Source organism: Shouchella phoenicis (assembly GCF_047238345.1).
Lineage (GTDB): Bacteria > Bacillota > Bacilli > Bacillales > Bacillaceae_D > Shouchella.
The window spans coordinates 3,013,299-3,027,650 of record NZ_JBDFMQ010000001.1 but is presented as its reverse complement, the minus strand read 5'-3'; the positions used below and the strand labels follow the sequence as shown (position 1 = coordinate 3,027,650).

Below are 14,352 nucleotides of genomic sequence, written 5' to 3'. Positions count from 1 at the left end.
TTATGGAAACGATGATGTCGATCTTAGTTGGGATCTTAGTCACTGTCGCAACGTACTTAATCCTCTCTAAAAGCTTACTACGAGTCATTTTAGGAACAGCTATTATGTCTCATGCAGTCCATATGTTAATTCTAATAATGGGCGGCTTTTCTAGAGATTCGAGTGCACCGTTACTTGGAGAAGATGCTGCATCGTATACAGATGCATTGCCACAAGCACTTATTTTAACAGCGATTGTCATTAGCTTTGGCGTAACCTCTTTTTTCCTCGTATTAGCATATAGAACGTATAAAGAATTAAAAACAGATGATCTCACAAAATTGAGGGGACATGATAATGATGAGTAATTTACTAGTAATTCCAATGGTCCTCCCATTGTTTGTTGGAATCATATTAATCTTTTTAAGACCTTTCGTAAAAACCCAAAGAGTGATTAGCCTTATTACAATGGTTTTCACTTTTGGTGTTAGTACGTATTTATTGATTGACGCGCAAGCGAATGGTATCCAAACGTTAGATTTCGGTGGCTGGGCTGCACCATATGGGATTACCTTTGTAGGCGATAGCTTTTCGTTATTGCTTACTGCAACAGCTTACTTTATTGCAGCAGTTGTTTTAATCTATGTGTTTTCAACTATTGGCGAGGACAAAGAAAAAATGTTTGTCTATCCGCTAATCCTATTGCTTCTTGCAGGTGTCGCATGTTCCTTCTTAACAGGTGATTTATTCAACTTATATGTTGGTTTTGAAGTGATGCTTCTTGCTTCATATGCATTGATCGTTTTAGGAGGAGAAAAAGGACAACTACGAGAGTCAATCAAATATGTATTGGTTAACGTATTTTCGTCTTTCGTTTTCTTAATTGCGATTGCTTATATGTATGGCGCACTCGGTACCCTTAATTTCGCGCAATTATCGTTACGTATTGCAGAAGCAGGTCAACCAGCTTTATTAACAACTATTGCGATTATCCTTTTATTGGTATTTAGTTTGAAAGCAGGTCTTCTTCTGTACTTCTGGTTACCAGGTTCATATGGTGCTCCTCCAATGGGCATCGCGGCTTTATTTGGAGCGCTTTTAACAAAAGTTGGGATTTATGCGTTATTTCGTGTTTTTACACTCTTGTTTTATCACGAACCAACGATTACACACTCATTAATCGGGATCATGGCAATTTTGACGATGATTGGCGGTTCTATTGGAGCAATTGCTTACAATGATCTTAGAAAAATTATTGCCTATAATGTGGTCATTGCTGTTGGTTTCATCTTGAGTGGGTTAGCTATTTTTAATCAAGCGGCAGTCGAGGGAGCTATTTATTATCTGATTCATGACATGATTGTGAAGGCATTGCTCTTCTTATTAATTGGTGTAACGATCTATTTAGCCAACACCGGAAGGCTTGATCGAGTAAGCGGTATGATCCGTCACTACCCATTACTTGGGTGGCTGTTCTTCATCACCATGATCGCCTTAGCTGGAATTCCTCCGTTAAGTGGCTTTATTGGCAAGGTGTTCGTTGCGCAAGGTGCTGTAGAGGCTGGAGCTTACGTTATATTGGCATTTACCCTGATTTCCAGTATCTTTGTTTTATACTCATTGCTACGTATTTTTAAAAACGTATTCTTTGGCGAAACGACGATTAGTAAAGACCGCGCGCTTCCAATGAAAAAAGGCATGATCATTCCATGTGTATTGTTTGCAGTTGCTTCTCTAGCACTTGGATTAGGTGTAGAAGGAATCGCGGGAATTGTGGGCGACGCTGCTGAAACATTAATGAACCCGGATATCTACATTGATGCAGTGTTAGATCAAGGAGGGGCTTAGTATGAATCAAGCTTTTAATCGAAGAGGGGGGAATCAAGAATGTTTGGTCAACTCCTATTAAATATATTAATTGCCTTCCTATGGGTCTTACTACAAGATGAAGATTCATTCGAATTCTCGACGCTATTTGCTGGTTTTCTTATTGGTATGGGGATTATTTATGTGATGAGACGGTTTTTCTTTAAAGAATTTTACTTAAAGCGAGCGTACTCGGCATTTAAATTATTGCTCATTTTTATAAGAGAATTGCTAAGTTCAAGCATCCTTATTATCCGACAAATTCTGTCACCAAAACTAAATCTAACGCCGGGTATCTTCACGTACGAAACAAAATTAAAAGGGGATTGGGAAGTAACTGCACTGGCATTGCTATTAATGTTGACTCCTGGTTCTGTTGTACTGGAGATCTCTCCTTCGAACAATGTCTTTTATATACATGCTATGGATATACCAGACTCCAAAAACGCCGTCTTACGAGCAATGACAAAGTTTGAAAAGGCGATCATGGAGGTGACAAGATAATGTTCCAAACGATGTTAATTATCGCGCTGTTTCTTTTTGCTACTGCAATTGGGATTGCGGCTTATCGGATTATTAAAGGACCAAGTATGCCGGACCGGGTTGTTGCATTAGATGCAATTGGGGTAAACCTTATCTCTGTTGCTGCAGTGGTATCGATCGTGTTAAATACAAGAGCGTTTTTAGAAGTGATATTAATAATTGGGATTTTAGCGTTTATTAGTACGATTGCTTTCTCTAAATTCATCGAGAGGGGTGTTATCATTGAGCGCAAGCGTAACAGGTGAAGCCTTAGGTGCAATTTTTATTCTAGCTGGTGCAATTATGGCTGTTATTAGTGCCATTGGGATCATCAGGCTGCCAGATGTTTATACCCGTTCTCATGCTGGAACAAAAAGTGCGACTCTAGCCGTTTTATTAACGTTAACAGGGACCTTCTTTTACTTTTGGCTGACCGATCAATATGTAAGTATCCGATTAATTTTAGGGATTGTGTTTGTCTTCCTAACAGCGCCAGTAGCAGGTCACTTAATTGCACGAGCTGCTTACCGGTCTAAAGTTCCTTTAACGGATACGAGTGTGGAAGATGAACTAAAAGATGTACTGGAACAAAAAGATTATCATGACCCTTCAAAAAGCGCAGGGGATGAAGAAAAAGAAGAAGGGCGTTAGCCTTCTTCTTTTTTTCGTTCCCAATAAGGAGTCAACTGATAATGAGTAAACAATCCTTGTTCAGTCTCGGCGGTGATGGTTTGTTCTGTTGTGTATTCTTCCGCTTCCTCAATCTTTTCCTTATCCAAATCAATGATGATACTATTGTCAAACCAAGTAACTTCTTTAACGGTTTGCATAGGAACAATAATAGGTTCTTTTTGCATAAACCCACCAACGTCGACGATCATATAACGAACGCTCCAATTTCCGATTTCTACATTTTTGTCAAAGTGCAACACGAAATCTAACACTTTCCCTACTTCGCCGCCTTTCGCATGAACGTGATACCCTTTTAGCTCATCGAGGCTAAACAAGTGAACGTGTTGCTGAAATTTCTCTTCCATCTTCTGTTCTTCTGCACCAGTTCGCATCGTTGCTTTTGTGTCTTCCGCAGTCTCAGTTGGATTTGGTGTATAAACAGGCGGTATTAGTGGGGCACCTGCTGCAGTCGTTGTGCCGTAACCAGAGGCAGTTGGAACTGCTGGGACAGACCAATAGGCAGGCCATCCATAATGTTCGCTTAACTCCTGTTCGTAAAAACGATTAATCGGTGCAGCGTCATCTGGTTTAGGGCTGTTTTTAATTTGCTCTTTTGTAGCGTTAATCGATATATGTCCTTCATCAAGATCAATGTCTGTGAAAGCATCAACATTTAATAAGACCTTTCCTCCGAAGAACCACGTCCTCGTATCACCAACAAAATACCGAACGTTTAATGTATGAGAGTCGATATAGAAATCATCTAGCTGTCCAAGCTCACCATCAGTAGCATTCATATTAAATTTACTCAATGACTTCGCATGAATTAACATTGTCATTCCTCCATTGTTATGATAATAATGCTATAACCGTTTTAAGAAAACTAAAACCACGAAGATGAGTGGTTTTGTTTAACGAAAATGAAGGAATAAAAACAGCAAGGAGGCGCTAAGATGAAAATTGCAGCTGTAACAGGAGCGAACTCAGGCATGGGGCAAAGTATTTCACTCGTACTCGCGAACAGTGGAATGCACGTCATTCTTTTATGTCGTAATGAGAAAAGAGGAAAAGAAGCACTTGCGAATATAGAAAAACAGAAAAAGAACGGCAGTGTTGAACTGCAGCTTTGTGATCTTGGTTCATTGGCAAGCGTTAAACAAGCTGCCAAAGCCATTCAAGCAAGGCATAAAACCATTGATATTTTAATCAATAACGCCGGGATCGTGACCCCTAAAAGACAAGAAACAGAAGACGGGTTTGAAATGCAAATTGGGGTTAACCACTTAGGTCATTTTTTACTGACGAACCTGCTGTTAAACGCTATAAAACGTGCCGATGATGGAAGAATTATTATCGTCTCTTCAGGAGCACATGAATGGGGAAACTTTTATGAAAAGGACCCTCATCTTCATGAGCACTACAATGTGTTAAAAGGTTACGGACAGTCAAAATTGTGCAACCTGCTATTTGCTCAAGTGTTATCAAAAAAACTAGCAGAAACGAACGTATCGGTCTTTGCCATGCACCCAGGCGCTGTATCGACCAATCTCGGGGTAAACCGTGATTCGGGGTTTGGCGCGACCATTCACAAATTACTACGTCCATTTTTCCAAACGCCGAGGGAGGGGGCAGATACGACTCTATATTTAGCATTGTCTCAGAAAGTAAAGGCAGATGCAGGGAAGTATTTTGTTAATCGGAAAGTAACGAAGACCGCCAAGCAAGCACAAGATGTTCAGCTGGCTCAAAAGTGTTGGGAATGGAGCGAGAAGCAAACAGGTTATTTAACGTTATGAGAACGGCTTAGGCTGTTTTCATAACTTTTTTTAAAAAAAGGGTTAAAATCTTAAAGCAAAAGCAGTACAATAAAGAGGAACTTTCATAAACAAATGTGAAATCGATCTCATAGGAGGAACAATAATGAAACTTGGTGTCTTTACCGTTTTATTTTCGGAAAAACCTTTTGAAGAAATGCTCGATCATGTAAAGAGTCTCGGTTTAGAAACCGTTGAAATTGGAACAGGTGGCTATCCTGGAACGGCTCATTGTGATCCTGCCGAACTTTTAGCTGATGAAGCAAAAATGAAAGCGTTTAAAAAAGCGGTAGATGATCGTGGGTTGACTATTTCTAGTTTAAGCTGTCATGGAAACGCCATTTCTCCGGATGAAGCTTTTGCAAAAGCTTCACATGATTCGTTCATCCAAACGGTAAAATTAGCAAAAAAATTAAATGTGTCTACGGTTACCACTTTTTCAGGGACTCCAGGCGCGTATGAAGGCGACAAACAGCCAAATTGGCCTGTTGCAGCTTGGCCGAATGAATACAGTGATATTTTAAAATGGCAGTGGGAAGAAAAGCTGATTCCTTATTGGAAAGAAATGGCGACGTTTGCAGAAGAACATGACGTAAAGATTGCTTTAGAACTTCACGGTGGTTTTCTCGTCCATTCGCCTGCGACGTTATTGAGATTACGTGAAGCGTGTGGTCCAGCCATTGGAGCGAATGTCGATCCAAGTCATCTTTGGTGGCAAGGGATTGATCCAGTAGCAGCGATAAAAATTCTTGGAAAGAAAGATGCCATACATTTCTTCCATGCAAAAGATACGTATTTAGATCAAGAAAATATGAACATGCATGGTGTGCTTGATATGCAGTCATATGCGAATCTTCAAGATCGCGCATGGTATTTTAGATCAGTTGGATATGGCCATGATTTAAAAACGTGGGCAGATATGATTAGCGCTCTACGCCTAGTTGGCTATGACGGTGCCATTAGCATTGAACATGAAGATGGGCTTATGTCCATTGATGAAGGGTTTCAAAAAGCAGTAAGCAATTTACAACAAGTCTTAATGAAAGAGCCAGCTCCTGAGATGTGGTGGCTTTAAGGAGGAAAAACAACATGAGTAAAATTAAAGTGGCTGTAGTAGGCTGTGGATCCATTGCGATTCACCGTCATGTTCCAGAGTATGCGGCAAATCCAAACGTCGAACTTGTTGCATTTTGTGATTTAAATCAAGAAGTTGCCCAGCAAATGGCAGATCGCTACGGCGTAACGAACGTGTATACGTCACATAAAGATCTTTTAGCTGAAGTCGATATTGATGCGGTTAGTGTATGTACACAGAATGTTGATCATGCAAGTGTCTCTATTGATGCAGCAAATGCTGGATGCCATGTCCTATGCGAAAAACCAATGGCTACTTCTTTAGAAGAAGCGAGAGCGATGATTGAAGCGGCTACGAACAATGGCGTAAAGCTCATGATTGGTCATAATCAACGGTTAATGCCTCCGCATGTAAAGGCAAAGGAAATTTTATCGTCTGGAAAAATTGGCAAACCGCTAACGTTTAAAACAACCTTTGGTCATGGTGGCGCTGATTCTTGGAGTATCCAAGGAAAAGATACGTGGTTCCTTAAAAAGGACAAAGCTTTTGTCGGGGCGATGGGCGATTTAGGTGTTCACAAGATTGATCTTATGCGCTGGTTATTAGACGAGGAAGTGGATGAAGTAGCGGCATTTGTCAATACGCTTCATAAACAAGCAGATGTGGACGATAATGCAACAACGCTTTTAAAAATGGAAAGCGGTGCCATTGGTACGATGGCAGCGAGCTGGACGTATTACAAAGGTGAAGATAATACAACAACTGTCTACGGAGAAAAAGGTGTGCTGGAAATTCATGATCATCCTGATGTGCAGGTCGTTGTGAAATTAATAGACGGCAGTGTTGAGCAATATTCCGTTGGAGCCATTGCAACAAATGAAGCTGACGGTCAAGTGGCAAGTGGCGTCATTGATGAATTTATCTCGTCGATTACTGAGGACCGTACCCCTTCTATCAGTGGAGAAGAAGGAATGAAATCACTACAAGTAGTATTAGCAGCATTAAAGTCATCAGAATCAAAATCGTTTGTCACTGTAAAATCAGTTAATTAGGGAGGACGATCCGATGAATGTAGGGCTTGCGTTATATACGGTACGAGATGATATGGAAAAGGATTTTAAAGGAACGTTACAAAAGGTAAAAGAAATCGGTTATACCGGCGTTGAATTTGCTGGATTTAGCAGTTATTCTTCAAGAGAAGTAAAAGCGATGCTAGATGAGATTGGACTTGAGCCGTGGTCGAGTCATGTTCCGCTTGAAAAATTGCGGAACGAACTTCAAGACGTGATTACGTATCATAAAGAGTTAGGTGTGCAATATATTGTCTGCCCATATTTAACTGAAGACGAACGAGGAACAAAAACCGATTACTTTGATCTGGCAGAAGAGCTTGAAACCATCGGCAATGAAATTAGAGAAGCGGGGATGCTCTTGCTTTACCATAATCATGATTTTGAAATGGAATCATTTGATGAAGAATTGGCGTTAGACCTCTTGTTACGCAATACAAGGACATGTAATATGGCGCTGGAATGCGATACGTTTTGGGTTGAATACGCAGGTTACAAAGCAACTGATTACTTAGCGAAGCATAAAGACCGTGTGCCTGTTATTCACGTTAAAGATAAGAAAGACGGGGACATTCCTTTTGCTGAGGTAGGCGAAGGGACGTTAAACATTAAAGAAATTATTGAGACGGCTAAAAGCGTGGGGACACAGTATTTTATTGTGGAACAAGACGTTAGTGAGCGTACGCCACTTGAAAGCATTGCCATTAGCTATAAAAACATCAAGGCAATGGCATAGCAATGAAGGCGAGTGAGGGGAATTCAAATCCTTACTCGTCTTTTTTGTTTTTATCAGAATAAAAACGGGAACTAGAGAGCTAGTAAAGGAGGATTTCACGTGAAATCATATGATGTCATTATTATAGGTAGCGGTCCTGCTGCAATGGCTGCAGCATTTTCATTGGCCGAAGCAAATAAACAAGTTGCCGTTATTGAAGGAAAACGCTTTGGAGGGACGTGTCCGAATTTCGGATGTGATCCGAAAAAAATTCTTTATACGAGAAGTGAAGCGGTTTGGCAGGCACAAAAGCTGACTGGTTCAGGTATAAGTGGTGAGATTGTGTTTAATTGGGAAGACGCGATGAAAGAGAAAAATCGCTATACTGAATCGGTTTATATAGATATTGAACAATTGATGAAGGATTCAGGAATTGATACGTATTTAGGCTATGCGACGTTTTTAGGAAAAGAGACGATTCAAGTAAACGACCAGCACATGAAAGCCGAACATTTTATCATTGCGACAGGGTTAACGCCATCTGATTTGCCGTTTTCTGGTTCAGACCAATTGCTTACTCATGAAGACTTCTTAAATTTATCGTCGTTACCAGCAACGATTGCATTCATTGGCGCTGGCTATATTTCGTTTGAATTCGCTCACCTTGCTGCAAGAGCAGGTGTTGACGTTCATATTATTGATGCTGGCGATCGACCATTAAAGGCGTTTGATCAAGATCATGTTAACGAACTTGTCAAACAATCAGAGCAGCTAGGGATAACCTTTCATTGGAATGCATCCATTCAGTCAGTTACTGCAAACGGCGAGCACTACGTAATCAAAACAGAAGAAGAAACCGTAACCGTGAATAAAGTTGTCCATGGTGCTGGTAGAAAGCCAAATATCGCGATATTGGATTTAGATCGAGCAGGGGTTGAAACTGATGAAGGTGGCATCATTGTCGACAACACGCTTAGAAGTGTCTCGAATCCAAGGGTGTATGCTGCTGGGGATGTGTCGTCCACCCAATCATTACCGTTAACACCACTCTCTGGACAAGAAGGCGGGCTCGTGGTAAATAATATTCTGAACGACAAAAAACAAGAGCTCGATCAAGGTGCAATGCCATCAGTCGTATTTACGATTCCGAAACTAGCAAGAGTCGGGTATACAAAAGAAGAATTAGATAAGCAGCAAGTGGCATACGATTTGCATGATGTAGAGATGACAGAATGGTTAACATACACAATGATTAAAGAAGACAAAGCGTTAGGAAAGGTTTATATTGATCAGAAAACAAATCAAGTGCTCGGTGCAGAATTTCTGACCGTTTATGCAGATCAATGGGTAAACTATTTCTCAACGGCCATTCAACTCGGTTTAAAAACGGATGCACTGTCTTCTGTTCATTTTACTTATCCGTCTGTTCTAGGTGATAGTAGTAACTTAATTTAACGTTAAAATGAGAAGGTGTCAGCGTACATGGGAAAACCAAAATATGAAAATCCAAACGGGATTCGAAATACTCATCGTATAAAAGATTTTTTTCAATGGTACCGGGAACGAAAAAGTAAAAACAAAGACTTGCACACAACAATCCCAATCCAAACGAAGCCAGATTATCAACTCTTTCATAATATGAACGTTGATAGCTTAACGTGGATTGGTCATGCCACATTTTTATTACGTATGAATGGGGTTACCGTTTTGACCGATCCTGTATGGGCTAATTTTATGGGCACAACGAAGAGAGGTGTACCGATAACCATTCCTATTCATTCGTTACCGCCCGTTGATTTTGTTGTCATTTCGCATGGACATTATGATCACCTTAATTTTCAAACGTTAAAAAACCTACCAGGAGATCCTATTTTCCTTGTACCGAAAGGGCTAAAGTCTCTGTTCGTGACGAAACGATTTTTAAGTGATCGTGTGTTTGAGCTAGAATGGTGGGAGCAATGGAGGTCTAGTCAGGCACTATCGTTTACGTTTGTTCCCGCTCAACACTGGGTGAAAAGAGGTTTATTTGATACAAATACATCGAAGTGGGGTGGCTGGATTATTGAAGCAGAGAAACAGTCTGTTTATTTTGTAGGGGATAGTGGTTACTTTGACGGCTTTACAGAAGTAGGTCAAGAAAAGCCAGAAATCGATTATGCGATTTTCCCCATTGGGGCATACGAACCAGAATGGTTTATGGAACTTGACCATATGACTCCTGAACAAGCGGTTCAAGGCTTTCAAGATGTAGGTGCAAAGCATTTTGTGCCGATGCATTACGGAACGTTTCGATTAGCAGATGACACGGGTCCTGAAGCGCTAGAGCGATTTGAGCAATCTTGGCGTGAGCAAGGGATGTCAGAGGATAAAAAAAGCATCCTCCCAATAGGGGGAACGCTTCAGTTGGAATCAAAAACATAATTAGGCTGCTTGGCTTTTTTGTCTTTCTTCATTGCGTACAAATCCTGTATGAGAAAACCACATCAGTAAGAAAATAGGGATAGAGACGCCGAAGAAAGGCAAGACGCCAGGAAATTGAAACATGAGAAAGATAGAGGCAGCAAAGCTCGTCATCATACCAACGCTTAAAAACGGGCGAACAACCGTATGCAGCGCCGCATGTTTTAATAATTTGAAAACAGATAACTCATAATGAACAAATGCACTGAACGCATAGAAACAAGTTAATGCATAAATGAGTGTTAGTATGAGCAGAGGAAACGTTAAAAGCTGTACAAATGAATTTGTTGATTGATAGATAAACAAAAGATCAATATAAAGAATGAAACCAATGAATGTTAATGAAAAGCCCATTATTTGAACTTTCCAATAATCTTTCTTGAAATAATGTAAGAAGGTCTTAAAAATAGGTAAATCTGTTTCTCCGCGTATCCACTGTCTAGTCATTGCGAAAGTGGCTTGAGTAGCCGGAAATAATCCACCTACGATTAATCCGCCTACTGTAAAAGCGATCCAAAGCAAATTAATGGCCGCTAAGCGCATAATCCATTCTGCTATACGATAGACGCCACCCATAAGTCCGTTCATTTCCATCTGAATGATCACCTCTTATTATGAAAGCGTTATCGTAATTGTACCATAAAAAAAGAGCGCGTTCGTTGCGTTTTTCACAACGAGCACGCTTTTTTGTCTGCTATTTTAAATCTTTGACCACTTCTTTTGTTTCAATGGTTCCAAGATCATAGATAACTGTGTAGAGTTCCTGCAGTTCATTGTCAGTTGTTTCTTTATCTTCGTCAGCCTTCCCTTCTTGGAAAGGTCGTTGAAAAATTTCTTCCTGACGGAAATCTTCTGACTTTATTTGTTCGATTAACGCGTTAATCTTGTCAACTTCTTCTTTATTTGCATAAATTTCATATTGAATCGTATTATCAGGAATCTTCGTTTCGGAAATTTTCATCATAGACATATCAATGGTTACATAGTAGCGCTCACGGTTCATTATTTCTTCACCTCTCTATGAGTTAATGTATGTATCCGTTCCCCATTTTCTTTAAGCTTACACATCTAATTAGGTTTATGTCTTTTTTATAGGGGTATTTGAATAATTAAACAATTCCCTGAATCTGGTTGAATGACCATTGTTATCACCTTCATAAAGATGTTTCCTTATGCATATCCTAAATAGACTATAATGGTGGACAAGAGTAAAAAAGCAAAGAAGTTCTTTTCAACAGGTAAAAAAATAGGTACTATTAGACGGTAAGAAAAAAGAGCAAGGATGATCAGTATGAAAAAATATATAGTTCCTTCTATTATCGTTAGTCTTTTTATTGTCGGGTGTTCAACTGCAGATACGGAAGATGAAGAGAACCGACAATATGAAGAAGAACCTGTCGATGAAGAAGGTATTGAGGAAGCCAATGATGTAATCGAATTTAATAATGTCATTACGGTTCAAGGTGAGCCCATTATACAGAACCCAGAGAACATTGAAGCGAACGTTAATTTAGTAAACCGTTTACCTGTTGATTATGAACCTAACGATTTAGTTGTACCAGATGTACGTAGACCTTATGAAGGCATCCAAGAACGCTCTTACTTACGGGAAGAAGCGGCAGATGCATTAGAGCAATTATTTTATGAGGCCGAGCTAGAGGGTCATATTTTATATGCAAATTCTGGATTTCGTTCATTTGAACGCCAGTATGAGTTGTTTAAAAACCAACAAATTCAAAGCGGGATGGACCAAACGCTAGTTGCCCAACCTGGATTTAGTGAACATCAAACAGGCCTAGCAATGGATGTGTCATCCTCTAGTGTGAACTTCGGTCTAACGGAGGAATTTGGCCAAACAGAAGAAGGACTTTGGGTTGAAGACCATGCCCATCTGTTTGGATTTATCATTCGTTATCCAGAGGGCAAAGAAGACATTACAGGCTATAGCTATGAGCCGTGGCATTTAAGGTATGTGGGAACCATCGCGAATGACATGTATGAACAATCTGTGTCGTATGAAGAATTTATTGAAAATGTAAAGAAAATGTAAAACCAGTGTGAAAGTTCATTATGTCAGTGGAACGGTATTCAAGGGAACCGATTTTTGATAAACTTTATCTTTGTAGAACCCACGAGATAAAAAAGTAGATAAAAAATAGGGTCACACTCGTGTTATGAGAGGAGACTAGCGATATGACCAAAATTAAAGCTGGCTTTAGGCGGTTAAAGTTCTTTTGGCTTGCCGTCGCGTTATTGTCACTTACGACATATATTCTCTATAAAGTGTCGTTTACGATTCCAGCAGAGAATATGATGCAAGAATTTTTACTGTTTATAAATCCGATTAGTTCATCCATACTGCTTTTAGCAATTGCGTTATTATTTAAGAATCGTGCCCGGAACGTTATGATTATCGTTCTATCCTTTATTGGATCGTTTATTTTGTACGGCAATTTGTTGTTCTATCGTTTTTATTCAGACTTTTTGACCATCCCTGTCTTGTTTCAAACGAACAACATGCAAGACTTATCATCAAGTGTCATTGAATTAATGACGATTTGGGATGTATTCATCTTCTCAAACGTATTGATATTAGCCTTTTTAGTATTTAAACAAAAAGTACCTGTAGTTGGTCGTTTAAAGAGAGAGCCAATCCTTTTGTTTTCACTATCCATTCTCCTTTTCTTAGGAAACTTGGCTTTAGCGCAAACAGAACGTCCACAACTATTAACCCGTTCATTTGACCGGGATATGTTAGTGAAAAATATTGGCGTATTTAATTTTCATTTATATGATGTCTTTTTGCAATCTCAGTCAAGAGCGCAGCGTGTTTTAGCTGACAGCTCAGACATTGTTGAAGTTCAAAACTATGTACAAGCAAACCATAAAGAGCCAGACCCAGAAATGTTTGGCGCTGCTGAAGGTAAAAATGTTTTTATGATTTCGTTAGAATCCATCCAGTCGTTTGTCATTGACAATGATTTGGACGGCGAAGTAATTACACCATTCTTAAATGAATTAAAAGAGAACAGTTATTACTTCGAGAATTTCTATCATCAAACCGAACAAGGAAAAACGTCTGATTCAGAATTTATTGTAGCGAATTCCATGTTTGGGCGTAGTAGTGGTGCGGTATTCTTTACACATGCACAAAACGAATACAACGCGACGCCGCAAATTCTTGGTGAAAATGGATATTACACATCAGTTATGCACGCCAACAATCGTTCTTTCTGGAACAGAGATGTAGTCTATGAGACACTTGGCTATGACAAGTTTTACGATGTTGAGTATTATGATGTAACAGAAGAAAACTCAGTAGGGTGGGGCTTAAAGGATAAAGAGTTCTTTGAACAATCAATTGATCATTTACAAGAACAACCGGAGCCTTTTTACACCACGTTCATTACCCTTACCAATCATTTTCCTTTTGAATTAGAAGAAGAAGATAAAATGATTCCAGAAGGTGAGTTCAGTAGCGGCACGCTAAATCGATTCTTCCCAACTGTTCGTTATATGGATTATGCAGTTGAACAGTTCTTTGAAGAAATTAAAGAAGCAGGGATGTACGAAGACTCGATCTTTATTTTGTATGGAGATCATTACGGTATCTCTACCAACCATAATGGTTCAATGGCGGATTATCTAGAGAAAGAAGAAATTACACCATATGATACGGTACAGCTTCAACGTGTGCCGATGTTTATTCACATCCCAGGCCATGAAGGGGAAGTGATTGATACAGTTAGTGGACAAATTGATATTCAGCCGACGTTAATGCATCTACTCGGTATGAGTACGAAAGAAGATATTCAGTTTGGTTCAGATTTATTTGCTCCAGAACGTGATTCTTTTGCTGTTTTACGTAACGGCTCGTTTATAACGGACGACGTGGTTTGGACCAATAACACATGTTTCAACAAAGAAACTGGTGAACCGTTTGAAGAGGAAGAGGATGCAAATGCTTGCGGCGAGTATGCGCAACGTGCCGCTTCAGATTTAGAGTATTCCGATAAGCTTATTTACGGAGACTTACTACGTTTCTTTGAACCGAACAACGAGAACCTTACAGATCAAGATGAACGAAACAACGATAGTGAAGAAGAATAAAAAAAGCCGTCGCAATTGCGACGGCTTTTTTGTACAATGTGGTTGAAAAGAGGTGTAGGGAATGAAGAA

General features: G+C 39.7%; 16 protein-coding genes. 13 read left to right on the top strand and 3 right to left on the bottom strand.

The features are described 5' to 3' along the window. The first annotated feature begins 2 nt into the window (after nt 1-2). From ABC361_RS16275 to ABC361_RS16255, 5 genes are read left to right on the top strand one after another with little or no spacing between them, the layout of a single operon-like run. Complete coding sequence (locus ABC361_RS16275; RefSeq protein ID WP_099303561.1) at nt 3-347, top strand: Na(+)/H(+) antiporter subunit C; 345 nt, start codon at nt 3-5, stop codon at nt 345-347. After that, complete coding sequence (locus tag ABC361_RS16270; protein WP_413075790.1) at nt 340-1,827, top strand: Na+/H+ antiporter subunit D; 1,488 nt, start codon at nt 340-342, stop codon at nt 1,825-1,827. Before ABC361_RS16275 ends, ABC361_RS16270 begins: the two co-directional genes overlap by 8 nt. Before the next feature lie 39 nt (nt 1,828-1,866). Then, nucleotides 1,867-2,349, top strand: a complete 483-nt coding sequence (locus tag ABC361_RS16265; protein WP_099303559.1) for a Na+/H+ antiporter subunit E — start codon at nt 1,867-1,869, stop codon at nt 2,347-2,349. Beyond that, complete coding sequence (locus tag ABC361_RS16260; protein WP_413074904.1) at nt 2,349-2,633, top strand: Na(+)/H(+) antiporter subunit F1; 285 nt, start codon at nt 2,349-2,351, stop codon at nt 2,631-2,633. Before ABC361_RS16265 ends, ABC361_RS16260 begins: the two co-directional genes overlap by 1 nt. Further along, nucleotides 2,611-3,018 (top strand): Na+/H+ antiporter subunit G, encoded by a 408-nt coding sequence (locus tag ABC361_RS16255; protein ID WP_413074903.1) that lies wholly within the window; start codon nt 2,611-2,613, stop codon nt 3,016-3,018. Before ABC361_RS16260 ends, ABC361_RS16255 begins: the two co-directional genes overlap by 23 nt. On the opposite strand, the gene ABC361_RS16250 is transcribed toward ABC361_RS16255, so the two are convergent. Beyond that, nucleotides 3,015-3,872 (bottom strand): PRC-barrel domain-containing protein, encoded by an 858-nt coding sequence (locus tag ABC361_RS16250; protein WP_413074902.1) that lies wholly within the window; start codon nt 3,870-3,872, stop codon nt 3,015-3,017. The genes ABC361_RS16255 and ABC361_RS16250 overlap by 4 nt on opposite strands. A 120-nt stretch (nt 3,873-3,992) precedes the next feature. Between ABC361_RS16250 and ABC361_RS16245 the strand changes: the two genes are divergently transcribed. The 6 genes from ABC361_RS16245 (at nt 3,993) to ABC361_RS16220 (ending at nt 10,134) form a co-directional block, all read left to right on the top strand. After that, nucleotides 3,993-4,835: an SDR family oxidoreductase gene (locus tag ABC361_RS16245; protein WP_413074901.1), complete on the top strand. Its 843-nt coding sequence runs from the start codon at nt 3,993-3,995 to the stop codon at nt 4,833-4,835. A 124-nt stretch (nt 4,836-4,959) separates the two neighbouring features. Further along, nucleotides 4,960-5,928, top strand: coding sequence for a sugar phosphate isomerase/epimerase family protein (locus ABC361_RS16240; RefSeq protein WP_413074900.1), 969 nt, complete (start codon nt 4,960-4,962; stop codon nt 5,926-5,928). Between the two features lie 14 nt (nt 5,929-5,942). Next, nucleotides 5,943-6,980: a Gfo/Idh/MocA family protein gene (locus ABC361_RS16235; RefSeq protein ID WP_413074899.1), complete on the top strand. Its 1,038-nt coding sequence runs from the start codon at nt 5,943-5,945 to the stop codon at nt 6,978-6,980. 13 nt (nt 6,981-6,993) lie between these two features. Continuing rightward, complete coding sequence (locus ABC361_RS16230; protein ID WP_413074898.1) at nt 6,994-7,734, top strand: sugar phosphate isomerase/epimerase family protein; 741 nt, start codon at nt 6,994-6,996, stop codon at nt 7,732-7,734. A gap of 99 nt (nt 7,735-7,833) precedes the next feature. Beyond that, nucleotides 7,834-9,168, top strand: a complete 1,335-nt coding sequence (locus ABC361_RS16225; RefSeq protein ID WP_413074897.1) for a dihydrolipoyl dehydrogenase family protein — start codon at nt 7,834-7,836, stop codon at nt 9,166-9,168. Between the two features lie 27 nt (nt 9,169-9,195). Continuing rightward, nucleotides 9,196-10,134 carry an MBL fold metallo-hydrolase gene (locus ABC361_RS16220; protein ID WP_413074896.1) on the top strand — a complete coding sequence of 313 codons (939 nt, stop codon included), beginning with the start codon at nt 9,196-9,198 and terminating at the stop codon, nt 10,132-10,134. On the opposite strand, the gene ABC361_RS16215 is transcribed toward ABC361_RS16220, so the two are convergent. Next, nucleotides 10,135-10,767: a YesL family protein gene (locus ABC361_RS16215; protein ID WP_413074895.1), complete on the bottom strand. Its 633-nt coding sequence runs from the start codon at nt 10,765-10,767 to the stop codon at nt 10,135-10,137. A gap of 100 nt (nt 10,768-10,867) precedes the next feature. After that, nucleotides 10,868-11,176, bottom strand: coding sequence for a hypothetical protein (locus ABC361_RS16210; RefSeq protein ID WP_413074894.1), 309 nt, complete (start codon nt 11,174-11,176; stop codon nt 10,868-10,870). A 288-nt stretch (nt 11,177-11,464) separates the two neighbouring features. On the opposite strand from ABC361_RS16210, the gene ABC361_RS16205 reads away from it, so the two are divergent. Both ABC361_RS16205 and ABC361_RS16200 read left to right on the top strand, forming a co-directional pair. After that, nucleotides 11,465-12,223 (top strand): M15 family metallopeptidase, encoded by a 759-nt coding sequence (locus tag ABC361_RS16205; RefSeq protein ID WP_413074893.1) that lies wholly within the window; start codon nt 11,465-11,467, stop codon nt 12,221-12,223. A 143-nt stretch (nt 12,224-12,366) separates the two neighbouring features. After that, nucleotides 12,367-14,283 (top strand): LTA synthase family protein, encoded by a 1,917-nt coding sequence (locus ABC361_RS16200; RefSeq protein WP_413074892.1) that lies wholly within the window; start codon nt 12,367-12,369, stop codon nt 14,281-14,283. Nucleotides 14,284-14,352 lie beyond the last annotated feature (69 nt).